Raw genomic sequence first — 25,261 nt, 5'->3', positions numbered from 1 at the left:
CTGCAGCCCACTTTAGCTAATGTGTTTAGGTCTTGTGACATTCGCGACGTCAGTTCCCAACATGACATTTCTGCAAAGGCGGTCGGTCCCGCATTGCCTACAACCTGACGCTACGGTCGATTCAAGCACTTTGATCGTATTACCAATGCGCTCCAAGAAGGGCATATCCATATCTTGACGAGAGACAATAAGGAGAGTTTCTTGACAACTAGACACTTCACCGGCGGCAGCGCGTGTCAGACATCACCCAACGCCGACCGGTAACTGCCCGGCTACGCGAGGGCCAACACATTGTTGAAGGCTTCGCAAGGGCACATGATTCCATCGCGTCGATCACACGCGACGAATTACGTCGACGCTGCTCGTTTTGATAAGCGCCCGACCTAGGTCGCAAGCCTGCGCGCTCAAATCATGGGACCGACAGCTTTACGACCTGCCAAAATCGTGGGCCGGAATGCCTTCTCAGGGTGCTGATTGTCGCGTGTGGGACGATCGGTTGATTCCAAGGGTTCGGACCGACTGCTGCCGTTCCTGTAACTGAAGACCACATCAAACAGCCGGACCTTCTCTACTGGCACAGCGGTTGCTACCAAACTGGCACAGCGGTTGCTACCAACAACGATACCGGATGAGATCTTGGCGAGATACCGAAAAGACGCCATTCGTCCTTGACTGTAGGGACTCATTCCGATGACAGGCGGGCGAGCGGCGACCCGCACCTGTTCGCGCACGAATTATGACAAGGGCGAAGCCTGGGATGAGGAAATCAGCGGTACGAGAGCTTTACACCGTAGGCAGGTTATGTGTTCTGGCCGCTGGGATTCTGGCTTCGTCAACGGCAGGCGCCGATGATGATTTGATAAGTGCGGCGAGGCAGATTTTCAAGCCGATCCCCTCTATCGTTCCTGCGGTCAAGGACAACCCTATCACCCACGAAAAAGTCACACTCGGCAAGACCCTGTTCTTCGATCCGAGGCTATCGGCGAGCGGGGTCATTAGCTGCAATACATGTCACAACCTTGGGACCGGTGGAGTTGATGCCGGCCCGAAGTCGGTTGGTCATCGCTGGCAGCTAGGTTCACGTCGCGCGCCAACGGTCTATAACGCGGTCTTCAATGTGGCGCAGTTCTGGGATGGGCGCGCGGCTGACCTCAAGGCGCAGGCTGCAGGCCCAGTCCAGGCCAGTGCGGAAATGAACGCGACGCCCGCTCGCCTTCTCAACACATTGAATTCAATGACGGATTATATCGTCATGTTCAGCAAGGCATTCCCTAACGATGCGACGCCCGTTACCTTTGACAATTTCGCCAAGGCCATCGAGGCCTTCGAGGCAACTTTGATCACGCCCGCCGCTCCTTTCGATCAATACCTCGAGGGCGATCCGTATGCTCTCAGTGCTCAGCAGAAAGCAGGATTAAAGCTATTCATAGAAAAGGGATGCTCATCCTGCCACAATGGTATCAACGTCGGTGGCCAGGATTACTTCCCGTTCGGCGTGATGGAACGGCCAACCGCAAGCCTGCTGCCGAGGGACGACAAGGGCCGCTTCGCCGTCACCAAGCTGCCCAGCGACGAGTATGTTTTCCGCTCCGCGCCGTTGCGCAACGTCGCATTGCGTCCTCCCTACTTCCATTCGGGCCAAGTTTGGAGCCTCAAGCAAGCTGTTGGCGTGATGAGTGAGATACAACTCGGAGCGAAGCTCAACGATACAGAAAAAGACGACATCGTCGCGTTTCTAAATTCGCTTACCGGCCAGCTGCCTAAGATTGATTATCCGATATTGCCCACGCGTACCGATACAACGCCAAAGCCCTCTATGGACAAATAGGACTGTCACCTAACGGTGCCAAGCACTCGTCAACTGCGAAGAGGGAAATGGCGCGGGGACTCAAGCTTTCCGCAGCCAAGTCAGAATGCACCGTTTCAGACTCGAGCTTGCAGTCCAACACTCCGGCTCTGAGTTCCTCCGGCTGGCTCCTCGGCTTCTGCCACAGAAGCAAATACTTGCCTGAGCCCGTCCGCCTCTCGAGGCAACGAGCATTCCTCAATTTCGAGAACGTGTTCGTGGAGCGCTACGGCCCGGGGCGTGGATCTCGATGGATCGTCAGCCATCATGGCCTGGTTTGCTCTTCGGCAGCTCGATTGATTCCGCGTTCCAGTTTGGCGGTGTCTGCTCGAGAATGTTACGGACGAAGAACTCCAGGAGCTTGAGCTGTGTATAACTGCCCGGTGTTCCGTGATCTGCGCCTGGCACATAAAGCATATCGAAGTATTTTCCCGCCTTGATGAGCCGATCAGCAAGCTGAAACGTGGCGGACGGATCGACGTTGCGGTCCATTTCGCCGACTATGAGCAGCAGCTTACCTTGTAGTTTGTCGGCATTGTCGATCGCGGAGGACTGCGAGTATTCGATGCCGACCGGCCACCCCATCCATTGTTCGTTCCACCAGATCTTGTCTAGCCGGTTATCGTAGCAGCCACTGTTCGCGACCGCGACCCTATAGAAATCAGGATGGAAAAGTAACGCGCTCACCGCGTTCTGCCCACCGGCGGAAGTGCCAAAAATGCCGACGTTGGATATATCATACCAGGAATACTTCGCGCTCGCCGCCTTGTGCCATAGGATCCGGTCGGGAAAGCCGGCATCCTTCAGATTTTTCCAGGCAATGTCGTGGAACGCGCGTGAGCGATGGTTGGTACCCATTCCATCGATCTGAACAACGATAAAACCGAGTTGTGTGAGCGGCTCGATTGAAGCCGAGAAGGACTTGGGAACGAAGGAACCAGTGGGGCCCGCATAGATGTGCTCCACCACGGGATACCTTTTGCGCTGATCGAAATTGATCGGCAAGTGAATGACACCCCATATGTCCGTATCGCCGTCGCGCCCCTTGGCGTGGAAGCTGAGCGGTGGCTGCCAGCCAGCGGCAAGGAGCTCAGAAATGTCGGCGCTCTCAACCTGCATCAGTTCGGCATTATCACTGACACGGTACAACACCATACGGGGCGGAACGCCGATGCGTGACCACAGGTCGACATAGTAGCGACCGCTGGGCGAGAACTCGATATGGTGATTGGCTGGCTCAGGCGTCAGCGCCGTGAGTCCTTTTCCATCGAAGTCAATGCGATAGGCATGGACGAAATAGGGATCCTCGCCAGGGTTCATGCCGCTGGCGCCAAACCAGATCTGACGCTTTATCGGGTCGATACAATACACCGCACGGACCACCCACTCTCCTCTGGTGATCTGGTTCTTGAGTTCGCCTGTCCGGCCGTTGAACAGATAGAGGTGCTCGTAACCGTCACGCTCCGAGGCCCAGATGATCTCCCTCCCATCATCGACGTCGTAGCGGAACGTTTTTCCAGTGTTAACACGGTTCATCACCAATGGCTGGTAGTCGACAAAGGTCTTGCTTGCCTCATCAATCAGCGAGCGCGCTCGGCCCGTGGCGCCGTCGACCTCCACCACGCGATAGAGCTGGTGCCCACGCTGATTGTATTCGAAAGTGAATCCCCGCCCATCCTTCCACCACTGGATCGCCGAAAGACCGTAAGGATTTCGGAACGCTGCATTATCGATTGCGATCGCGCGTCGGCTGCTGACCTCAAACAGCACGGGCTGGAGTCGCGTCAGGGTATCGCCCGGTTTGGGATACACCATGGTCGAATGTCTGGGCTGACGCTGGTCCGCCGGCGATGATTCGAGGTAATGGACCTCCCGTCGGTGGCCGGGACGGACTCGGTAGACGGCCAGGTGAGTTGAAGCTGGAGACCATCTTAGCGTCGAGAGAGCATAATAGTCACTCTCAGCCCCGTCCCAGGTCAACGGGATGTCCTGCAAGTCGTCCTGGCTGCGCAGGAAGATATTGTAGTTTCTAATGTAGGCCAGCCATTTGCCGTCAGGTGACGCGCTTGTCTTGTTCGGATCGTTCTCTGCCAGCGGCGTGTCGTCGTACGGGCTCTGCGGATAGGTGCCCGGGTGCGTGGCATTGCCTGTGCAGTCATAGCGTACAAGATCGCAACTCCAATGCGTATGCGCGAGATTGAAGGTAATCTTGCCACCCTTGTCGGCCAGCTCGAAACGGTCGAACGGAAGATCCTCGGGCCAATAGTTCTTGTGGCTCGCCCTGCTCAGCGCCGCCGCGAGGCGGGCTTGATCAAAAGCCGGCTGCTTTGAGCCTTCGTCGGCATCAACCAGCATGAACTGGTGCTTGCCTTGGGTCGTCCGCCGATAGACGAACGCCTCGCCCTCGCCGAGCCAGAACGGCACGTCGGGAACATTGACAGTAAGCCGGCTATATCGGCTCTCAATCGTGAGCGCACGCTCGTAATCGGACCGTCCAACCGGCGCATTCACGACCTCGTCTACCAGGCCGTGCGCAGCTTTGCATTCCTGCTGAACCAACAGTGCAAGCATTAGGGCACCAACTTTGTACTTGATGATCAACCTCTCCTCTTGCATGCCGACACCGATCTGAGATTACTTCGCGGTATGCAATTCGCCATTTGGCTGACCTTGTTGCAGGTTAAGCGACATGAAACTTGCAATCAGCCTCGAGGCAGAGCCGTATGGTACTCTGACGAACAATTCGCCGACATTGTCGCATCACTTGCACGCCGCTTGTGGTAAGCAGAATTTATGCCAACAAACTGATCCGCAAGCCCGCGGCTTTTTTGACCACGATGCCGTCAGCGCAACAAGATCGATGGTGTTGAACAAGGCGCGCATCAGGGGCCGAGCACAACACGCATGCTGCGCGCGATCACCTGAGGCAGACGACGCCAGTCCGCGAGCGAGCACCGCGTGTTCAAAATGAATGCGCCGTGAGAGCTAACAACGCGACGCCCGCCTCTTCCTTCGCCACAAACGCCGGCGTAGCTGCAGTTCATCAGATACCCGACGGCTCTGCCTCGCCAAATCGCGCGCCCCGATCTCAACGCCTATCGACGCTAGGCGCTCAGTGCCGCCGATCAGATGGATGACCTCGTCTGCGTTGACATTTTATTGACCGTCCCAGCGGTCCGGTGCAATTGACGGGCTGCCGACGATCAAGCCCGTGGCGACATCAGTGGAGATGACCCTAGCCGGTGCCGTCGGGTCCGCTTCATCCAAGACTGCGATGTCGCAATCTCGATACGGCAACTGCGGTGCGCTGATGCGCAGCGGGGCGATAGTCATAGCCTCTCATACGCGCGCGTATCAGGACGCGAGAGTGGTTGGCGCAAGCGATTGTTCGCAGACGAAAACGCCTGCGTGCGGGTAATGAGATCAGGAGATCAATTGTGAATTCGCATTGAGACATCGCCCTCAGAACTGCAAGGGCGATCGCAAAGGCTGTGGACCGTCCAGGAGATCACTACCTTCTAGTTAAGTGGCCAAATGCAGCCAATGAGAGCACCCCCTTTTCGTCGGCGCAGAACAGCCAGACGACAAATCATGAGGGGCGAATGTCGCGGTCGTGGCCTCTCCAACCCATTCTCGCCGCAAGAGCCGACGGTATCATCTTCAGCTTCCATCCCGTCCATCCTGCATGGCCGGTTCGCGACGCGGACGTCTGGAACTCGACGACACGATGGGGCGATTCACACGCGGGGTGGGGGCCCATACGAGCTCGAAGCCTCCCCGTGCACCATGCTATTAACCGGCACGCAGATTGCTGGGTGAGGAACAAGGAGCTGCCGCGAGAAAAAGCGGCCGCAGCGGACCATCTTCGGAGTCCCAATGAGGCTTATCCGATTTGACCTGGCTTTGATGCTGCTTGCACCTGGAGTCGCAGAAGCCATGAACCCTGCCGTCGGCGAACACTTCACATCGGCCCTTAACGCTGTGGCGCCGTTCGAGCCGATTGCCGACCACGAGGCGGTATCAAGCCCTGGGGGTACCCGACGCGTCTACAGCCAAACGACGCAAGCCACGCCAATTCATCCGGCGGACAAACTGCGTCCGGCCAAGCCGGCTGAGGATTCCGCGATACTAGACGCCCGCCTTGCATGTGTGATCGGTCAGCGCTTCCGGCAGCGTCGATCGCCACGTTCCTCGATGACAGGGAGATGCTCAAGATGCCGGCCGTCGTAACACCGTCGATCTGCAATGCTCCGCGGCACCTTTTGGCCTCCTCGGGGCGGAAACGCCGCGCTGGTGCAAAACGGAGTGGATTTTCGCTAGCATGGTGATCATCGCCTTTGCGGCCATTCTCGTCGTGATTTGATGGAAAGATACAGCATAGGCGCGGGCTCGTGAGAGAAGCAAAACCGGGCTATATCGAAGTCGCCTTCAACGGCGCCCCCGCAAACATCCCGTTGGATGCGCGATTCAGCGTGCCGGCCAAGGGTGTCACAGCAATTTTCGGTCCGCCAGGGTGCGGCAAAACCACGCTCGCGCGCTGCATCGCCGGCGTCCAACGTCTGCCGGGTGGATTCTGCGGCATCGATGGTGAAATTTGGCAGGACGAAACGACGTTTCGGCCGCCTCATCTGCGTCCCGTCGCATATGTATTCCAGCGACCGATTCTTTTTTCTCATTTGTCTGTCAAGCACACCCTTCTGTACAACGCATCGAAATCGACATCGACAGTGATCGACTTTGATGGCGTGGTTCAGTTGCTCGATTTGGCGCCATTGCTGGACCGTTCGCCGTCACATCTTTCTGGCGCCGAGCGACAGCGACTTGCTCTAGGCAGCGCGCTACTAGCTCAACCGCGGCTACTTTTGCTGGACGACCCGCTCATTGTGCTCGACCGTGCCGCCAAGCGCGAGATTCTGCCATTTCTCGAGCGCATGCGTGAGGAGCTCACGTTGCCGATGATCTATGTTTGCCACGACATGGCCGACATCGAGCGCTTCGCCGATTATCTCGTCATGATGAAAGATGGCATTGTGACTGCGGCCGGGCCGCTGCACGTCGTTCAGAGCAATCCAGCGCTTGCAGCGCGGGGCGAAGCGGCGGTTTGCGTTGATACCGTGGTCGGCGGCTATGACGGGCGCTATGGACTGGTCATCGTCCGCCTCAGAGGCGCGCGTCTGTTGATACCTGGGGCGCCGCTCAAACCTGGCGCGCAGCTACGGCTGCGCATCGCAGCTGCCGACGTCAGCATCGTGCGCGAAGCTCCGCGCGCAAGCTCCTTCCTGAATGTCTTTCCGGCACGCATCAAAGCCTCCCTGCCGTTCGACGAAGCTGAGATCACGCTGGTTCTGGCGCTCGAAACTGGCCGCTCGGGCGTGCCGCTTTTGGCCCGCATCACACGCCGCTCCTTTGATGCGCTAAGGCTCAGTAACGGAATGGACGTATTCGCCGAGGTCGCGCGAGCCTTGCCGGTCTCGACCCCCGAGCGATTGCTCATAACGCCTGCGACACCGGTAGGAGGTCTTTTACAGCTGAGCGCGGACACACGAAGCGAACGGAAATAGGACCACGACCATGATCGACAAGCTTGATAATATCGATCCGACAGATGTGGCAGCGATTCTCTACCAGCCAGAAGACGACGCCGACAAGCTGCTTGCCGATTTCGTCCAGGATCTCGCGCGGCATCACGTACGCGTCGGCGGCCTCGTCCAGCGACACTTCAGGAATGCAAGCGGCACGCACGTTATCCTCGCAGTCGACGTTGCGACAGGGCGAGAGATCTCGATTTCCCAGCTGCTCGGCAGCGGGGCGGCATCCTGTAAGCTCGATCCAAACGGACTAGCCGAGGCCGCAGTTGTCGTTTCCCAGGCGCTTCGCAACAAGATCGATCTCCTCGTGATCAGCAAATTCGCCAAACAAGAAGCCGCTGGCCGCGGCCTGCGCGCTGAATTCGTTGACGCGATCACTCGGGGTGTCCCGCTCTTGACAGCGGTTCCAAGAAAATGCCTTGCCGACTGGAGAGCTTTTACCGGTGATGTTGGCACGCTGCTACATTGCGATCGCCAAGCCGTAGAGAAATGGTGGTGCGACGTCGCCACGCGCTTGGCGCGGCGCCACACCTTCAGCCCGAGCTGGGGCTATTTTGGGACGATGATACCGGACAGCTTGATGACGGCTGCGAGAATATCGCCAGTGTCGACACAGCCATCGCCGGTCGGGCTCCTTCGCTCCCTACGAAAACAGCCTTAGCTTCGGCGGCCGTTTCACACCGTGAGCTACCGTGATGCTCTGCGAGGGCGCGGAGGATCCATTCTCGGTCGCCACTTAGACGTCTCAACCAGCGGATCAATCGCTGGTCGAAGAATTTGGCTGCGACTTTTGCACTGCGGCGCTCCACTCATCACTTACGCGGCGCTCACACGGCGTTCCAAGCGATCAAGCATCTCGTATCCAGACAGCATGATTGGCGGTGGATGTATGAGCCATCAGACCTCAGGATCAGTGTCTGCAGCCAGGCCGCTGGTCAATTGGGACAATCCGATCTTGAGAACGGATGGCATGTCGCTTGCTTCACCAGTGATGGCACAACTTACGCAAAGCACACTTGTGAGGTCAGCATGCTCGGAATTGGAAGTCAGTTGCCGCCGTTCGAAATCACGGGCGTGAAGCCCGGCTTTCAGGCGCAAGAAGAAGACGGACGCAGCGCATTCGAGACGCTGACCGAAACAAGCTTTCCAGAGAAATGGAAGATCATCTTTTTCTACCCCAAAGATTTCACGTTCGTCTGTCCGACCGAGATCGCCGAGTTCGGCCGACTGTCCAAGGAGTTCGCCGATCGCGATGCTGTTGTACTGGGTGGTTCGACTGACAATGAGTTCTGTAAGCTCGCCTGGCGACGTTCGCATGCGGACCTGCACAATCTACCGATTTGGCAGTTTGCGGACACCAAAGGGACCTTAGTCGATGGCCTTGGCGTGCGTTCGCCCGAGGGCGTCGCCTACCGCTACACCTTTATCGTCGATCCCGACAACACGATCCAACACGTCTATGCGACCAATCTCAATGTCGGGCGCAGCCCCAAGGACACGCTCCGCGTTCTGGACGCGCTGCAAACCGACGAACTCTGTGCCTGCAACCGCGAGGTCGGCGGGGAAACCCTGAAGGTTGCGTGAGGCAGCATGTCGTCAATTGAGCAGTTGAATGAGACGATCCCCGATTTCGCCAAGGACGTCAGGCTTAACCTGGCGTCCTTGCTGGGCGATGATACGCTGTCGCCGCAGCGACAATACGGCCTGCTGCTGGCGACTGCGATTGCCACTCGCAATGCAGCCCTGATTGCCGCGATCGAAGCGGCAGCCGCTGCCGTGATGGCACCTGCCGCGATTGCCGCAGCGAAATCCGCAGCCTCTGTGATGGCGATGAACAACGTCTACTACCGATTCGTTCACCTCGTATCCAACCCGGAATACAAGAGCATGCCGCCACGACTGCGCATGAACGTGATCGGCAATCCTGGCGTGGACAAGTCCGATTTCGAGCTGTGGTCTTTGGCGGTCTCGGCCATAAACGGCTGCGGTGCCTGTGTCGACGCTCACGAGAAGACGCTGCGGGCTGAGGGCGTCAGTTCCGGAGTGATCCAGACTGCCGTGCGCTTTGCTGCGATTGTGCAATCAGTGGCGGTTGCGATCGAGGCCGCCGGGCTCGCCCCCTCGAAGGCGAAGGGTTGATTTCCTTTGCGCGTCATCGGTTGTGGCGCCATTCAACGGCACTACGACCATTCCTTCGCCAATCCTAAGCGCGTGTAGTATCCTCAAGCTGTCTTGCTGCGCGTCCCCTCGGGTGCGCGCTCGTTCGAACTTCACCCTCCGTGCAGACGAGCAGGAATGCGCCACAAAGTGCCCTGCTTTATGGCGATCACACCGCGGGCCCTTCGTTGCACTCTCACCCAAACTTGAACAGCACGCCGTACCCGCCGCGCGGATGGCTCCATTTGATGTCGCCGGTAGGTTCAGCGATCACGCGACAGGTGCCGCACTCGATGCAGCCGTCGACGGTTATCTCAACTTGGCCATTGTCGTTGAGTTCGTAGCATCGCGCAGGGCAGACTTTCAAAAGCGCACGTAGCTGCGGCGACGGCGTCGTGTGTGCGCGCACGGTGACGTGAGGGTGACCGACATCGACGAGATAGCGATTGTAGTACAGCTTGTCTTCGACGCGCACTGAGGGCTCGACATTCATGTTTTGACCTTCCAATTGCAGGACTTCACACCGTTGCCGCTCAGCGCCAGGCTCGAGCAAAACGACACGCATCTCCGAACAGACCTGTCCATGAACGCGCCTTGACGAAGGATTTCAGGGTCGCCTTCTCCTTCTCAACTTTCGGCGTACCATCGACGCGTACAAAGTTCTGCAGCGCCTTGGAGATGAGCTGCGGATAGGTAAGAAAGAAGCTTTGCGAATGAGTGTGCATCAGCGTCGGCATGTCTTTGTATTTCTTGAGGTCTTTGATGACGAAGGACTCGTCCAGCATCGTCTTGTAGAGCGACAGATTTTTCGTGGACATCGGCTCGCGGCGCGATTTCACCTGGGCGATCGCTTCGGCCGCGATGCGGCCTGAGGTCATCGCAAGATTGGAGCCTTCGCGATGAATGGCATTGTTGAGCTGTGCCGCGTCCCCCACCACCACCCAGCCCTCACCGTAGAGCTGCGGGATTGCTTTGTAACCGCCTTCGGGAATGAGATGCGCCGCATATTCCTTGACTTCGGAACCTGCGATCAGCGGCGCCACGGACGGATGTTGCTTGAAATGGTCGAGCATGCCGTAGGGCGTCTGGCCGGTGCGCTGGAAATCGGCGACGAGACAGCCGATGCCGAGCGAAATGCACTCCTTGTTGGCATAAATGAAACCCATTCCGGTCATGCCGCGAGAAATGGTACCGGCCGCCTCGATCACGACGCCTTCGTCGCCCTTGAGATTGAACCGCGCCTCGATAGTCTCGCGAGGCAGAAAGTGCATTTCCTTCACCGCGAGCGCAACATTATCCGGCGTTGGCCGTGAGCGCAGACCCGCTCGCGTGCCGAGCAGGCCATTGACACCCTCGGCCAGCACGACGACGTCGGCGTGTATTTCGCCGTCGCGGCGATCTGTACGAACTCCGACGATTCTCTCATGGTCGTCCCGTACGAGTTCGGTGACTGTGGTCTCGCACAGCACGGTCGCGCCCGCCTCCCGCACCTTTGAGGAGAACCATTTGTCAAACTGCGCGCGTATGATCGTGTATCGGTTGGGCCGCTCCTCGTTGAAGTCATCCGAGCGGTAGTGCATCCCGACATGGGAGCGATCGTCCATCATCCAGAAGCGCTGTTCGACCAGATGGCGTTCCAGCGGAGCCTCCTCGCGAAACTCGGGGATCAGCTTTTCCATCATGTCGGCATAGAGAATTGCGCCCTGCACATTCTTCGATCCGGGATATTCACCCCGCTCGAGCTGTAGCACCTTCAGGCCGCGCTTTGCCATCGTCAATGCCGCCGCGTTGCCGGCCATACCGGCTCCAACAACGATCGCGTCGAACCTCTCTTTCAATCATCACATCATCTCCTCTAGACCGCGATGCGGGCTCGCGAATTCGGCAAAAGCCTGGCGCGAAATGCTGCCGTCAGCGACGGGAGCAACTGCATGGCATCACTGACGATCGCGACGTGGGCGAAGTCGAAGATCGGCGCATTCTTGTCGGTATTGATGGCGACGATCAGGTCCGCGCCCTCCACGCCGACCCTGTGCTGGATCGCGCCGGAAATGCCGGCCGCAATATAGAGCTTTGGCCGAATGGTCTTGCCCGTCTGGCCGATCTGCCGGTCAGACGTCACCCACCCCTTTTGCACCAGAGGACGCGAGCAGCCAAACTCGGCGCCAAGCAGAGCCGCCAGTTCGCGCACCAGCCGAAAATTCTCGGGCGATCCCAGTCCCAAGCCGCCGGCCACAACGACATCGGCATAGGCTAGATTGGACGTTTCGGAATCTCGGTCGGGAATGAACGTCAGCACTTTCGTGACGATATCGTCTTCAACGAGGCCCAGCGGATGGATAATAATGCGAGCGGCATCGCGTACGATGCGCTCCGGCATCGGCATGACGCGCGGGCGGACGGTTGCCATCTGCGGACGATAGTTCAAGGTATAGATCGTGCACAGCAGCGAGCCGCCAAAGGTCGGACGCGTCGCCGCAAGCGAACCATCGGCGTCGACGTCGAGGGCGGTGCAGTCGGCGGTGAGCCCCGTCGACAAGGTGGTCGCCACCGAACCCGCAAGATCGCGACCGAGTGTCGTCGCGCCCAACAGCAGAATTTCAGGCTTGTAGGTGTTGACGAGTTCCGTTAGCGCTTTCGTATAGGATTCGTTGCGGTAATTCGACAGAACATTATCGCTCACGAGATAGGCTAGATCGGCCCCATAGCAAAATGACTCCAGCGCGGCGTTGCGCGTCGGCTGCCCTTCCGGACCGATAACGACCGCGGCGAGATTCACCTTCAGCCTGTCAGCAAGCCTGCGCCCCGCACCCATGAGCTCCCAGGAAACCGGATGCACCTGGCCTCGCTCCTGCTCGACGAAAACCCAGACATGCTTGTATGCCTTAAAGTGCTCCGGCAGCTCTTTTTTGGCCGCCGCGCGGCCGGCCGCCGTCGGCGCGGCCGTTTTGGTGACATTGCTCATGCTTTAAATTCCCCTCAATAATACGGGCGCCCGCGCCACAGGATCGCTTTCCACTTCGGTTGGCTAGGATCACCTTTGATCAGCATGTGGCCGGCTGCTCGGTGGTCCTGTCTGCTCGGTGCGGCCCAATCGCGCAACGAGGGACGTCGCCTGGGGTGAGCGTACCTGGCGTGTCAGATTCCGAGAGCGCCACGATACAGGTTTCTTGCGCACTCTATTCGACCAGCGCCAGCGAGGCGGCGAGGCCGCGTCGATCGCTCTGTCCGACCCTCTCCATGCTCGAGTACGCGGCTCCGCTTGCTGCGCAGTAGCTTCACCTCGCTTTCGACCTAGCGGTCCACATTGGCTGTGACAAGCAGGGTTATTTTGCCACCACATTGTCATGCGATCCGTGTTTAGCCTCCAGCGCCCGTGGGCCAACATGCGCCCCTTCTCCAGACCAATATTGCTATCGGCCGCGGGGTAGATGTGGACCCGCGCAAAATCGGGCACCAACTTGATGCGATGCATACCTTCCCTGGCAGCAGCGTGGACGGACGACTTACCCATTGATCACCATTTTGCGCTCGATACCGGCTTCAATCACATTCGGATGGCACTGCGTGAGCATGAGCCACGAGATGATGCCGCAGCTCTCGGCAGGCAGTAGAATTAACGTGAAAGCTTTTCCTTCAAGTCTCATCTTGGACGGCTACCATTTGTCGGCATCGATGACGGGATCGGCACCACAACAGCAAGTGTCGTACCAGTTGCAAGAACCAAGAAAAGGCGCGCGGAAGCAACGAGTTGGGAGACACCTAGAATGGCTGCTAACACCCAGGACATGGCCAGTCCGAACATGGGTCGGGAATACGACAGCGCCGCTCGAACCATAATTGCAGGCAGCTGATCTGTATGAAGAGAAAGACTGCACGAGGGGCTGCCACGACGCCATTCGGGACAAACCTCGCTGCGGTGGAGCGCAAGATCACTTCAACTCGCTCAAAGGGACAAAGGCCTTCGGCTTGTCATGCTCCGTGGTCGCATCCTTCAAAACCTTAAATACTCGCTCGTCGATTGGTGACGATGCCACGAAGTCGGCATAAGCCTGCTCCAGCATCGCTTTGCAACGAGCTCTGATGTCCGGCTCCACGGCACCAGCGAATTGCTCCTTGGCAAAATATTGTCCCATGCGCTTTAGGATGTGAAGGCGCGCGACATTGACGATCCTGGGATCGTACTCGACGTCTAACAGCAAAAAAAATTCTTCCGCTGACGAGGCCTTGCCGAGCCGGTCCAGGATACCGGCTGCTGGGTGCGAGTTACTCATCCAAAATCTCCTTTTGAATTTGCTTGTGGACATTCGGCGGAAACGCGGCAGTGCCCGGTGATCCTCCTGCAGCCCCGACCTCGTACAACCAAGCGGAGGCAGGCCGTCATCGTTGCCGCCGATCAACTAACAGACCGTCATCGCGGCGCCTGGCTTTAGAATGGTCTGCGCAAACGTTGCTGGGCAGGCCTCTTCACGCGGGGCGGGGCGCCAAGCTTCCGCACACTTCGCGCCAGATCGCCGCGACTGCTTCGCGCTCGACTGGTAGCTTGTGCTCGATGGCATGCCTGCGGACTTGCGACAGGATCTGTCTAGCCTGATCGGCGCTGGCGACGAGCTGTAATTCAGTGAGCAACGCAGTGATCGCCGAGAGCCCAGAATGCTTGCCTATCACAAAACGGTTGCAGCGCCCAAGCAGAGCCGGATCAAGCGACTGGTAGGTGCGTTGATCCTTTAACAGGCCATCCACATGAATGCCCGATTCGTGCGTAAACACATGCTCTCCGACGATGGCCTTGTTCAGAGGAATCGCACGTGCGGCTGCGGCTGCAACCACCACGGCGACGTTCTCGAGTTCCGGCAATATGATGCCGGTCTCGCAGCCATAGAGCTGCTTGAGCGCGACTGCGACTTCTTCGAGCGGTGCATTTCCGGCCCGTTCGCCGAGGCCGATAACGGTTACCGACGCGTGGCTCGCGCCAGCCTTGATGGCAGAGAGCGTATTGGCGGTTGCGAGGCCGAGATCGTCGTGACCATGAAACTCGAGTTCGAGATCCGTGGTCGCACGCAAACTTCCGACCAGCGCAAAGGTTGTGTCGGGGTCGAGTACACTAAGCGTATCGGCAATACGAAATCGACGCGCTCCCGCCGCTCTTGCCGCAGCTATCAGTCTAATGAGAAAATCGATATCGGCGCGGGAGGAGTCCTCGCCGCCGACGGCGACCTCAAGTCCCCGCTCACGCGCATAATCTACCACTCGCTTCACTTGTTCCAGCGCCAGATCGCGACAACCGCCAAGCTTGGCCGCGATCTGTACATCGGAACTCGGGATCGACATATTGACCATGGACACCTTCGCTTCGATCGCCGCGTCGATGTCTGCTTCCCGCATCCGGCACCAGCCTATGGTGGTCAGTGGAAGCTCTGCTTCGACGACAGCGCGGATGGCGGCGATCTCCTCCTTGCCCATCGCGGGCGTTCCCGCCTCGATCTCCGTCACGCCGGCCCGGGCCAGCGCCTGCGCGATCGCCAGCTTTTCTTCTGTGGTGAACGCAACGCCGGGCGCCTGCTCGCCGTCACGTAACGTCGTATCGTTGAGCACAGTCGGCTTGGCGCGCGCCTGCTCGGGCCAAGACTGTTTGGTGGTGGCGGCCATCACGAAAGGGCTCCTTATTGTTCTTTGATCCACCTACGCTTCAGCAACCCGCGTGCCAGCCCGCCATCCCTGGCAACCCATTGAAAAACCGCAGTCTCCCTCGGCTAGCTTCCTTCAAATGATTTGTCGCAAACGCGACAGATTTAGGAAGCGGACGCCTCACCTTGCCTCTTGCCACGCTGGCTCGAACGCTAACCCGGTTGTGGCACGCCGGGATGCAGGAATTGTCGCGGAGCCCTTGCGGCTTGCCACCTTGGACTCATCGTCGCTCTCGCATCGAAACGGCGTGAGCCGCGCCCCTCGACTCCTGCGGAGGTCGCCAAAGCCCGTGAGGCGTTCTCAGATGACTGTGAGATCGACGATCCTTGTGACAACTCAAATGGGCCAGTCGCCGCTGACGTCCGGGCGAGCCGCCTGCAACAGAAGGTCGCGGCGGCGCTCGGCCATCCGGCTCTCGCCGCCCTCTTCGCCGAAACAGAGATTGAAGTCGTCACATTGCGTGCACACGGGCGTTGTGCACATGGCGAGACCTTCGTCCTCGCACACCGAGCGGTAGAAGAAGCGCTTCCAGCGCATATTGTTGATATTGCGCGCGGCGAGCGGCGAGAAGTGGCGGCTTAGCAGCCGAGAGAGTTCGCCACGATTGCGTAATCCGAGATCTTCCCACAGGTGATCTGGCTCTATGGCGCGGCGCGCGATCATCGCGGCCAGCCAGCCGCCGATATGCCCTTCCGTCGAGCGTTGCTTGAGCAAGAGATCGCGCACCATCGCGATCTCGTCATTCTCATCGCACTTAAACGCTAGGAGCTGCTCCGAGATATTGACCTCAACCGATGGAAATTGCTGCGCCAGCAGGGTCGCCAGCTGGTGGCCGGACAGGCCGGCCTTCTCGGGAAGCGGGCCACCATCCATCGAGGCGGCCGCCAGGATTGACGCCAGGACATGGCAATCGAAACTGCTGTCGGTCGCAATGTCGGCATCTTCAGGAGACACGCCAGTGAGCGCTCGGTAGGTCGCAATTCCTCTTTGCACCTTGCTGCTCGCGTCGACGGCGCAAGAAGCCATAAGCGGAAGGAAGTGCGCTTCTGGCATGATGTCTTGGGTTCCCGCAGCTGTCACGTTTGCCCCGCTCCACTCTGGCTGTCAGATAATCGTCAGAATGCCGGTCTCCCCGGATGGGGGGTGAGGGAGACCGGCATCCGTCGCGCGCCTTCACAAGGCCGCGACCCGCGACCTTTACGAGGCCGCGAGTTCGGCGGCGGTCTTGCCGACGATGGATTCGTCGACGGGCTTCATTATGCCATGCTCCATCAGCATGTCCTCGAGCTCGTCCATGGAGATTGGGGTCGGAATGATGCCTTTGCCGCCATTGTTGTGAACCTTGGTCGCCAGATTGCGATAATGATCGGCCTGCTGCGAATCGGGCGCATACTCCAGCACCGTCATGCGCCGTAGCTCGGCATGCTGCACCACATTGTCGCGCGGCACGAAGTAGATCAGCTGAGTGCCTAACTTCTTGGCCAGCGCCTCCGCCAGTTCCAGCTCCTTATCGGTCTGCCGCTCGTTGCAGATCAGACCGCCCAGCCGCACGCCGCCAGAGTTTGCGTATTTCAGGATACCTTTGGAGATATTGTTTGCGGCATACATTGCCATCATTTCTCCAGACATCACGATATAGATCTCCTGCGCTTTGTTTTCGCGGATCGGCATCGCAAAGCCACCGCAAACGACGTCGCCGAGCACGTCGTATGAGACATAGTCAATGTTCTCATAGGCGCCGTTCTCCTCCAGGAAATTGATCGAGGTGATGACGCCGCGGCCGGCGCAGCCGACACCCGGCTCAGGACCACCGGACTCCACGCAGCGGATGTCCTTGTAGCCGACCTTCATCACGTCCTCGAGTTCGAGGTCTTCCACGCTGCCAGCGCTCGCTGCAAGGCTCAAAATCGTGTCCTGCGCCTTGGCGTGCAGGATGAGGCGGGTCGAGTCCGCCTTAGGATCGCATCCCACGATCAGGATTTTCTGGCCCATCTCGGCCAGTGCCGCCAGCGTATTCTGGGAAGTGGTCGACTTGCCGATGCCGCCCTTTCCGTAGAACGCGATTTGTCTCAGTGAAGACATGTTGTTCTCCATCAACCGATTGCCAAAAGTTGCGTGCTTCCGACACGCGAGCTTGTTTCTCTCTCAGAAACGGGGCACACGGGCTCAAGGGAAGGAGCGCATCGCTCGTCTTACGCGTCGGCGTGCACCCAGCCCTCACTCAGTGTTGCTGCAGCTCAACAGCAATCGCCATGCCAACACTGTCCGCGCTTATTAAGCTTCTGATTACGCTCTAAAAAGCCAACGAAACGCTGAGCGACCCCAGGGAGATTTGCACTGGACAGGATCTGCGCGGCTGTCAGAAAACGAACAACGGCCACACCCATCAACCGGAAAACGCCGGTTTGGCATGATCTGGTTCAATTTCCTCAACTGGAACGGGACTTGCTCCTCTTCTTGCAAGAAGGTGGCGGCAATTTGCGGAGAGCAATATGCAGGTCGAGGTCACAACCTCTAAGGCAAGTGGCCGGCGATGGGGTTCGTGGTCGAGGATGACGAGATCAATTGTGCGGCTGACCTCCCGATTCATCCATCTCATCAGATCGGCGCGCATAGCTTAATGGCAGCAAGAAGCTGCCTTACAAGGGCCCTGCAGGTCGAAGCTAAATGAGGTCCAGCTCTGCGCCGATCGTTCAGCTCAGCTTACCGACATAGGTATAGCATGGCGACAATCCTCTTTTATCAGAAGCCCGGCTGCGTAAGCAATGCGCGTCAGATGCTGGCGCTGAAGGCCGCTGGCCATGATGTGATAGCCAAGGATATATTGAAGGAGCCGTGGGCTGCGGAGCAATTGCGACGCTTCTTCAGCAATATGCCGATCGCATCCTGGTTTAACCGAGCCGCACCTCGTATCAAGTCGGGCGAAGTCAATCCTGACGCAGTCGACGCAGCGAGTGCACTCGCGTTGATGCTTGCTGATCAGGCGCCCGCTAATCAACGTCGATGGCTCTAGATGCGCCGGATTTGATCATGAATCTGTGCTGTCGCTGCTTGGCCGGGACACGCCAGATGGCCTTGAGGGATGCTACCAGGAACAAAAGAGCACTCACTGTCCGTAAATGTGAGGATGCGATCGATCATAATACCATGCCGCCAACCAATGGAACAACGTCCCTCCCACTTCCGGCTTTTTCAATATGACCGACGGCAGTTCGCTGAGAACGCCGACGTACGTGGCTCTTCGTAACCAGCGGCGCTCAGATTTGCTCGGTTTGAATATGACCTTTCCGTCGCCAGCGATATATGACACCGCCCAGTTCGACCGCGTTTATTGCGCATGATTCCTGCAGCCTGCGTTTGCTCGGAGCTTCAAGCCGAGATACGGCTTATTGAATAGATTCGGCTCAGACAGAACATTAAACTGAATAACGATTCGCACGGAACAGCGACGCTTCGTGATCCTTATGCAACGTGGCTGCATAATTGCGCTACGCCGTCTCGCCATTTGATCAGCATCAAATCTTTCGCCGTCCTCCATGTGTGACAGAGATCTCGCGCGACTTTGCGCGCGAACTTTGGAATGGAGAATTCGATGAGGACAAAAACAATTCTGACGACGGCATCGCTCCTTGCGCTCACGTGTCCGTTGGAAAGCATCTCGGTACAGGCCGCGGACCTGGCGCGGGCCCCAATCTACTACAAAGCACCTCAAATCGAACCCATCAATCCGTGGATGATCCGCCTGCGCGCGCTGGGCGTTTTGCCGGATACCGCAGGCAGCTCCGTCAATGTCGCCGGGGCGCCGCTGCTGTCCTCGCCCGCTTCCGGCCTATCGATCAGCGACCAAGCGGTACCGGAGCTCGATATCACCTATTTCTTCACAAACAACGTTGCCGCCGAACTCATTCTCGGCGTGACCCGCCATCACATCAGCGGCACCGGCACGCTAAATGGCCTGGATATTGGCAAAGCTTGGCTGTTGCCGCCAACACTGACACTGCAATATCACTTCACCGATTTCAGCCCGTTCAAGCCCTACATCGGCGCGGGCATCAACTACACCGTATTCTTCAAGCAATCGGCAGCCAATACATCGCTCGCCGGCCTGGCGGTGACGGATTTGCACATCGGCAACCAGTTCGGCGCTGCGGTCCAATTCGGCTTCGATTACATGCTTGACCGCCATTGGGGCCTCAACTTCGACGTGAAGAAGTTGTGGTTGCGGCCGGATTATACGGCGACCGTAAACAATGCGATCGCCGTCACCGGCCGCGCCAATATCGACCCATGGCTCGTCAGCGGCGGCGTCACTTACAAGTTCTGAAGCTAGACACACGCTTCAGTGAACTTTCGGACGCGCCGAATCGTCGGGTGCGTCTCCCCCCGCTTAGTGCAGTCCAAAGGTAAGCGAGATGATGTGTAAAAGACACGTCGTCTCGCCGAAGGCCGGGAGCCATTCGCAGCATTGCACTCGCTGCGGACTACGAACGTGGCGGTAAGCTGTGGAACACAAACAGATCGAACCAATAGCGATTCAAATGATCCTGCTCGTGTTTATCGGCGATAGCAGAAGCGGCTGCTCGCTTATCAGAGCCTAGAATTCAAGCCGGCACGCTACCGTGTGAAAATGACCGCCTTGCGAGAACTTGAGCTCATGGCTCTTCGACTGCGATCATGAGCAAGACTCAATCGAGCCTCCCTCCAACCGAATGTTGCGGACAGAGCCATAGCGACGGGTCAGTCGTCCGCCGCTGCGCACGTACTGGAAGCATTAGGGCACCGGTCATCGTCAACTGTTCCGAGATGCCAGCTATTGGCCGGATAGGCCAGCCACGTTTGATACCCCGGGACGAGCGGCGCTAAAGCGAGGTCTTTAGCTTCGCCTCAGCACCATCACAAGGCGGTCGACACGTTTGCCCTGCTTGAGATGGGATTCTACGATTTCATCAACGTCCTCAGGAGTGGTGGCGCGATACCAGACTCCGTCAGGATAGACAACCATCAAGGGACCGGAGTTACAAAAGCCAAGGCAGCCCGCCACCGTGAAACCGACATCGGTGAGACCTTGGGCTTCAATTGCCTTACCCAAACGATCCCAGAGGGCCTGCGCCCCAGAAGCGCCGCAGCTGCCATGCGGATGATTCGGCGGACGCTGCGTGTGGCAGGCAAAGACGTGATGTCTATAAAGTTGAGGAAGCTCGAATTCAGTTTCTGCGTTCATGCGCCTATCCTGCAATCAATGGGCTCCGTCATCTGAAAAAGACAGGATCCGAGCGTATCCGCTCGTATAATCTGCTCTTCAGTCGAACGCCGCATCGACCAATTGATCCTACTAATTCCCACTCGAGCTTGCGAAAGCAGGCGAAATGAGCGGGCGACATAATGATGATTATCGCTGAATCAGCGACAGATTCTCAGCATCTAGAACAGAGTTTCACCCTCGCGATACTCTTCCTCCGTATCATTTACGCAACCATCAACCTCTCCAAGCAAGTTCCGCACCAGATGCGTGGCGCTCATTTCTGCAATCGATTTCATTCTCCACGCCGGCGCGACTGACAATTATGCCAAGGTTGCGACAATGTCGCCCTCCACTGTTTCGTGCATGACAAGTGTCGCATCGCGCTTGACACGCTGCCGCTTCCGCCTTTTTGCATTTCGAGTCCGCACGCAAAATCGCCGGGCCACGCGCACGTGCCCGCTCATGCGTTCAACCTTGGCCGCCGCCGTCGGCTGACCATCGTGACGGCACTCGCTAAGGGCATCGCATGAACGGAAGCGTGGAATTGCAATTGCTACGCCCGCTTCGGCGACCGTCCAAGGATCGCGACACAGGATCGTCATTCCTCCAGACCAAACGGTCCTGTCAGTCTGGGTCCCCCCATTTCACCCAGCCCAGACGATGCCCTCGGCGAACTTGTAACCGCCGAGGGCATTTCCTTCGCGAAGATATTGTATTCAGCGGGGGCAATGGCCTGCTGGCTTGATTTAGTGAGCTAGCGCCAAATCACCTCGTTGGTACCGCCCAAGATCGCGGTTGCATGCCCGGGATACGACGGGCCGCCTGTTTGCCCCTCAAGTTCAAAGGCATTGACGCGCGGCCGCGCCAGCACTCACAAGTACGATGACATTATTCGGTGGCAACGCGCCGGGGCAGCAACTTGAGCAACGGCCAAGTGATACGCCTGTTAATCGGGATGGATCGTTATATCCATGGTTTCGTCGCTGTCCTCAAACGCATTGGAAAACCGATCGTCCTCCAGCAGCTTGACGCCACAAAGGCAGACGTCACCTTCGATGACGGCGAGCGCAACCGGCTCAAGCGCTTGTCCATTGCACGGACCATCGATGCACAATCCAGTGTCGATCTCAAATCTCGCACCGTGCCGTCCGCATCTAAGAAAGGAGCGATCGGAGGAGAAAAACTCGCCGGAGCCGATGTTGAGCCATACGCTGTCATGAGGACAACGATTGACGTACCCTAGATAGTCGTCGCCGAAGGTGCGAACCACGACAATTGGAAAAGGCCGGCTCTCGCCGCTGTCGTCGATCCGCGACAAGCTAAAGCCCCTGGCGTTACTCCGCTCGATGGCGTCGGCCGGACACACGGCGAACACCTCGATCTGATCACCGATCGGGCCGACCATCCCTTTGCTCATCCGGGCCTCACAGTTTCCTGCTTGAAGGCTTCGACCGCTGCCCGGGCCGGGCGAAAAGCGCCGCGGCCACGTGCAAGCGGCCGATAGGTCGATCCAGCGCGGCTGCTGAGAACATCAAACCATTGGGTCGGCGTGAGCTTCGCTGGGCGCTCGCTAATTTGGATCACCCTCCCGTTCGGAGCGAAGCGGACGTGAATGATGACTTGTTGCGAGTTCATAGCAATCCGGTATTTGGCCGACTTTAAAGACCCGAGCTTGGCGCGCCTCGACCGCGGCTTGGAGACCGCGCCTCGCTACCTGCAAGCAGGTCTTCTTCGCGCGCGGGCCGGTCCTCGCTCGCCTTGCTCATCTCGCGCAATGTCACAAAAGTCGCATCATCGCCATTCAATCGTCCTCCTTCCATGTGGTGGATAACGCACGCTCAGTAGATCGCTGCCCCTGCGCCCACGTTGACCGACGCATCTTTCATGGTCTCGACAATAAACTCGATCTTGTTATTCGTGAGATGGGTGTGAAACGGCAGGACCAAAGCGCGATCGGCGATCTTTTCCGCAACCATGAAATCGCCACGTCGATAGCCGAGCTCAAAATAGTGGCGTTGCAAGTGCAGCGGATGGCTATAGGCGGCGGATTCAATTCGAGCGGCGCGCAGATCATCGACGATGGCATCGCGGCTGGATCGAGTGAAGCGTGTCCCGAGATGGACGAGATAGAGCAACCAGTTCACCTCGGTCACATGGGGACCAACATAAGGCGGCTTGATTCCCTCAAATGATTGCATATGCGCGTTGTAGAGCTGATCTACCAGCCGACGACGCTCCAGGATTTCATCGAGACGCTTGAGCTGCGCCAGCCCCAAGGCGGCCGTGAGATCACTCATGCCGGCCTGGTATGGTGCTGTGGCACCGACGATCACTGAGGAGCGCTCGTCCAGGCGGTGGGCACGACAGCGACGCAAGCCAACCGCGATGTCGATATCGTCCGTTACCACCATTGCGCCTTCGCCACAGCTTAGAGCCGAGGGCTGGGCAAAGTCGAACACCGCCACATCGCCAAACCGGCCGACGAGCTCGCCCCTGTAGCGCGATCCGATTGCTTCGGTGGAATCCTCCAAAAGCGCCAAATGATGGCGCTGCGCGATCGCCCGCAGTTCAGACCACGGCGCGGGGTGACCATTGGGATTGCCGGCGACCATCGCCCGCGTGTTGGCCGTAATGCGCTCTTCGGCTTTCTCTGGGACCAGGGTTCCCGACCAATAGTCAATGTCAGCAAACACCGCCCGTGCGCCCGCAAGACCGATCGCATGGACCGTCTCGCGAAAGGAATAGGGCGAGGCGATGACCTCCTGCCCTGGCCCGATGTCGAGCGCCTTGAGCGCCAGCAGGAGCCCGATGGGGCCGCTCGAGACCGCAACGGCATATTTGCGGCCAAGATAGGCTGCAAAAGCCTGCTCGAACGCCTCAGTGCCCCACCCATTGGAGATCTGCGGTGAGCACAGACCCGTTTCCACGGCGGAGAGCTCGGCGAAGCTGATATCGGGATCAGACAGTGGAATGAAGGATGTATTTGCCTCCATCTTCTCCGCGCCATCAAGCCGATGGTCTGCGAATTCAATGCCACTCACCGGGCAACATTCCTTTTTGCCAATACGATGCCGGTTGCCCGCGCCGGATCCGCTGTAATCTGCACGCAGTGATCCGACCCATCGAGCAAATGCAAGTCAAAGCGAGGAAACTGCCGGAACGGCCGATCCGCCACATCCGACTTTTCGCAGCGCACGCACGCTAGCCGCGGAAAACGGCGCCGCAGCTCCGCAAAGGGGCCAGTGCAGGGGCATCAGCCGCAAGTAGCCGTTCGATTTCGAACAGTTCCTCCGCTGTGAGCGCCATCATGGCTCCTCTATCACTCGTCAAAGGCGGTCGTCATTGCCAGAACAGACGCTCCGGATCTGCGTTCAATTCATCGATTGCTGAAGTCAGGCGGTGGTAAAGGCTGTAAAACTCCCAGATCCCTCGCGCGTGATCCTTGCAAAACAGCTTCCAAATCCCACTCACCGCATCATATAGAATTAGCGCGACATCAACGAGACCGCCATCCTTGTCGATATTGCGCGAGCAACAGGGACTCTCGATCAGATAGCCACCCCTCACCGGCGTCACATTCGGCAAGACGTAGAGATAGCGCTTGCGCGAGCTCAAGCCGCGCTCGATCCGCTTGCGATCGACCTCGTTTGGGTGAGGGACCAGCCCGGTCTTTACCTTCCTCATCAGCGCGGCAGTCATCGCGAAAGCCCCCCTTCAGAGCACCGTGATTTCTTCTTCGAGACAGCCAATGAGCAGCTGCTCACCAAAATCGACAGTATAGATCGGCACGTCCGCTTCGGTATGGATAGCGACCCCGACGATCTCGCCGGTTGCTCCGGCGCCGAGAACGAGCCCCTCCGGTTCCGTATTGGGAAACGAACCATCGTTGATGAGATCGACTACGGCTTTAACGCGCTGGCCCCGCCGATACTTCGGAAAGCGGACCTCAGTCATGACACAACCTTTTCCGGCAATGGCAAATCATCGATCTCCTCGCCCGGGTCCACCGGCTCAAGCTCCTTGCGCTTCATGCCAACGCGATAGCCGCTTTCCAGAAACTCGACGCCGTAGATGTAGAATTGCTGCAGGAACGTGCCGATCGAAACGACGTAACCCACGTCGCCCTTCTTGACCAAAATCTCGCCAATCTCCTTGCCGCGATAGGTGCCATCATTGCGGATGGTGCGATTGGCTCGCACCTTCTCGCTAAAGCTGAAGACAGGCGGCCCGCTGAGCTCGATCACGTCGCTGTCGCGGACGATTTTATTCATGCAGCTCTCCCTCAAACGCTGCCATACCCGCGCGAGCGAGGTCCTGCATCGATTTGTCCTCAGCCTCGAAGACGTTTGGCGATTCACCAGCGGCAATGCAGCGCGCCATTTCATGGCGGACGTGCCGGTCAGGATCGCAGTGTGGAGCAGTTTGCGCCTTCGGCAGCAACCGTTGTGTGTTTTCGAACCGCACGGAGGCGTCCGGGTCGATCGCTATGGCTAGCGGCCACTCATTCTGGACATCGCGTGCCACAATGTGGTGGAACTCGACCTCCTCATCGCTCATCAATCGGTCGAACGGCTGCGGCGTGATGCGGCGCGCGACGGCACGATTAACTTCATCGTCCTGGCCGGCCAGCATCGGCATCAGTCCCTCGCATCAAACGAAGATCCGGGCCAGACGGCGAGGCTGCGATGGGGTTCGTTTCGCAACCAAGCGCATGAGGCCGCATTCCTGGACACTGTTTCG

General features: G+C 58.3%; 21 protein-coding genes and 2 pseudogenes. 7 read left to right on the top strand and 16 right to left on the bottom strand.

Annotated elements, in window-relative coordinates:
- Window positions 1-757: 757 nt before the first annotated feature.
- The gene (locus ACVWY5_RS05005) at window positions 758-1,828 is read left to right on the top strand and encodes a cytochrome-c peroxidase (protein ID WP_028336695.1); all 1,071 of its coding nucleotides are present in this window, start codon (window positions 758-760) and stop codon (window positions 1,826-1,828) included.
- A 276-nt stretch (window positions 1,829-2,104) separates the two neighbouring features.
- Here ACVWY5_RS05005 and ACVWY5_RS05000 read toward each other — a convergent pair whose 3' ends face one another.
- A complete protein-coding gene (locus ACVWY5_RS05000) occupies window positions 2,105-4,417 on the bottom strand; it encodes a S9 family peptidase (protein ID WP_028336696.1) in 2,313 nt (770 codons plus the stop codon).
- A gap of 1,820 nt (window positions 4,418-6,237) precedes the next feature.
- Between ACVWY5_RS05000 and modC the strand changes: the two genes are divergently transcribed.
- From modC to ACVWY5_RS04980, 4 genes are all read left to right on the top strand, one after another.
- A complete protein-coding gene (modC, locus tag ACVWY5_RS04995; RefSeq protein WP_080667214.1) occupies window positions 6,238-7,407 on the top strand; it encodes a molybdenum ABC transporter ATP-binding protein in 1,170 nt (389 codons plus the stop codon).
- Window positions 7,408-7,417: 10 nt separating this feature from the next.
- The gene (locus tag ACVWY5_RS04990) at window positions 7,418-8,095 is read left to right on the top strand and encodes a DUF2478 domain-containing protein (protein WP_063616705.1); all 678 of its coding nucleotides are present in this window, start codon (window positions 7,418-7,420) and stop codon (window positions 8,093-8,095) included.
- A gap of 368 nt (window positions 8,096-8,463) precedes the next feature.
- Window positions 8,464-9,018, top strand: coding sequence for a peroxiredoxin (locus tag ACVWY5_RS04985; RefSeq protein WP_028336697.1), 555 nt, complete (start codon window positions 8,464-8,466; stop codon window positions 9,016-9,018).
- A gap of 6 nt (window positions 9,019-9,024) precedes the next feature.
- Complete coding sequence (locus ACVWY5_RS04980) at window positions 9,025-9,573, top strand: carboxymuconolactone decarboxylase family protein (RefSeq protein WP_028336698.1); 549 nt, start codon at window positions 9,025-9,027, stop codon at window positions 9,571-9,573.
- Between the two features lie 214 nt (window positions 9,574-9,787).
- Here the strand turns inward: ACVWY5_RS04980 and ACVWY5_RS04975 are convergent, their stop codons facing one another.
- The 7 genes from ACVWY5_RS04975 to nifH form a co-directional block, all read right to left on the bottom strand.
- Window positions 9,788-10,084 carry a ferredoxin family protein gene (locus ACVWY5_RS04975; protein WP_028336699.1) on the bottom strand — a complete coding sequence of 99 codons (297 nt, stop codon included), beginning with the start codon at window positions 10,082-10,084 and terminating at the stop codon, window positions 9,788-9,790.
- Between the two features lie 40 nt (window positions 10,085-10,124).
- Entirely contained in the window at window positions 10,125-11,429 is a 1,305-nt protein-coding gene (locus tag ACVWY5_RS04970; protein ID WP_456671646.1) for an FAD-dependent oxidoreductase, read from the bottom strand.
- A gap of 17 nt (window positions 11,430-11,446) precedes the next feature.
- The gene (locus ACVWY5_RS04965) at window positions 11,447-12,556 is read right to left on the bottom strand and encodes an electron transfer flavoprotein subunit alpha/FixB family protein (protein ID WP_028336701.1); all 1,110 of its coding nucleotides are present in this window, start codon (window positions 12,554-12,556) and stop codon (window positions 11,447-11,449) included.
- Window positions 12,557-13,523: 967 nt separating this feature from the next.
- A complete protein-coding gene (nifW, locus tag ACVWY5_RS04960) occupies window positions 13,524-13,865 on the bottom strand; it encodes a nitrogenase stabilizing/protective protein NifW (protein ID WP_028336702.1) in 342 nt (113 codons plus the stop codon).
- 193 nt (window positions 13,866-14,058) lie between these two features.
- Window positions 14,059-15,240 (bottom strand): homocitrate synthase, encoded by a 1,182-nt coding sequence (gene nifV, locus ACVWY5_RS04955; protein WP_028336703.1) that lies wholly within the window; start codon window positions 15,238-15,240, stop codon window positions 14,059-14,061.
- A gap of 375 nt (window positions 15,241-15,615) precedes the next feature.
- Window positions 15,616-16,332 carry a nitrogen fixation protein NifQ gene (locus ACVWY5_RS04950; RefSeq protein ID WP_431016657.1) on the bottom strand — a complete coding sequence of 239 codons (717 nt, stop codon included), beginning with the start codon at window positions 16,330-16,332 and terminating at the stop codon, window positions 15,616-15,618.
- 144 nt (window positions 16,333-16,476) lie between these two features.
- Window positions 16,477-17,361, bottom strand: a complete 885-nt coding sequence (nifH, locus tag ACVWY5_RS04945; RefSeq protein ID WP_028336705.1) for a nitrogenase iron protein — start codon at window positions 17,359-17,361, stop codon at window positions 16,477-16,479.
- Between the two features lie 640 nt (window positions 17,362-18,001).
- Between nifH and ACVWY5_RS04940 the strand changes: the two are divergent.
- Window positions 18,002-18,398, top strand: a pseudogene (locus ACVWY5_RS04940) (ArsC/Spx/MgsR family protein).
- A gap of 461 nt (window positions 18,399-18,859) precedes the next feature.
- Entirely contained in the window at window positions 18,860-19,603 is a 744-nt protein-coding gene (locus ACVWY5_RS04935) for an OmpW/AlkL family protein (RefSeq protein WP_028336706.1), read from the top strand.
- 549 nt (window positions 19,604-20,152) lie between these two features.
- Here ACVWY5_RS04935 and ACVWY5_RS04930 read toward each other — a convergent pair.
- The 8 genes and pseudogenes from ACVWY5_RS04930 to ACVWY5_RS04895 all read right to left on the bottom strand — a co-directional run bounded on the left by ACVWY5_RS04930 (window position 20,153) and on the right by ACVWY5_RS04895 (window position 25,159).
- Window positions 20,153-20,500, bottom strand: a complete 348-nt coding sequence (locus tag ACVWY5_RS04930) for a (2Fe-2S) ferredoxin domain-containing protein (protein WP_080667215.1) — start codon at window positions 20,498-20,500, stop codon at window positions 20,153-20,155.
- Between the two features lie 967 nt (window positions 20,501-21,467).
- Window positions 21,468-21,926: a Rieske (2Fe-2S) protein gene (locus tag ACVWY5_RS04925; RefSeq protein WP_028336708.1), complete on the bottom strand. Its 459-nt coding sequence runs from the start codon at window positions 21,924-21,926 to the stop codon at window positions 21,468-21,470.
- Between the two features lie 433 nt (window positions 21,927-22,359).
- Window positions 22,360-23,514 carry a DegT/DnrJ/EryC1/StrS family aminotransferase gene (locus ACVWY5_RS04920; RefSeq protein WP_028336709.1) on the bottom strand — a complete coding sequence of 385 codons (1,155 nt, stop codon included), beginning with the start codon at window positions 23,512-23,514 and terminating at the stop codon, window positions 22,360-22,362.
- A gap of 44 nt (window positions 23,515-23,558) precedes the next feature.
- Window positions 23,559-23,827 (bottom strand): annotated as a pseudogene (locus ACVWY5_RS04915) (hypothetical protein).
- A 33-nt stretch (window positions 23,828-23,860) separates the two neighbouring features.
- A complete protein-coding gene (locus ACVWY5_RS04910; RefSeq protein ID WP_028336710.1) occupies window positions 23,861-24,220 on the bottom strand; it encodes a DUF3024 domain-containing protein in 360 nt (119 codons plus the stop codon).
- Window positions 24,221-24,235: 15 nt separating this feature from the next.
- On the bottom strand, window positions 24,236-24,475 hold the full coding sequence (locus ACVWY5_RS04905; RefSeq protein WP_028336711.1) for a nitrogen fixation protein NifZ: 240 nt from the start codon (window positions 24,473-24,475) through the stop codon (window positions 24,236-24,238).
- Window positions 24,472-24,792 carry a nitrogen fixation protein NifZ gene (locus ACVWY5_RS04900; RefSeq protein ID WP_028336712.1) on the bottom strand — a complete coding sequence of 107 codons (321 nt, stop codon included), beginning with the start codon at window positions 24,790-24,792 and terminating at the stop codon, window positions 24,472-24,474. The genes ACVWY5_RS04905 and ACVWY5_RS04900 overlap by 4 nt, the downstream gene beginning before the upstream one ends.
- Window positions 24,785-25,159, bottom strand: a complete 375-nt coding sequence (locus ACVWY5_RS04895) for a hypothetical protein (protein WP_051376292.1) — start codon at window positions 25,157-25,159, stop codon at window positions 24,785-24,787. Before ACVWY5_RS04895 ends, ACVWY5_RS04900 begins: the two co-directional genes overlap by 8 nt.
- Window positions 25,160-25,261 lie beyond the last annotated feature (102 nt).

It is taken from the genome of Bradyrhizobium sp. USDA 3256, assembly GCF_054058275.1.
Note: the sequence above shows the minus strand (reverse complement) of the source record. Positions and strands in the feature narration are given on the sequence as shown.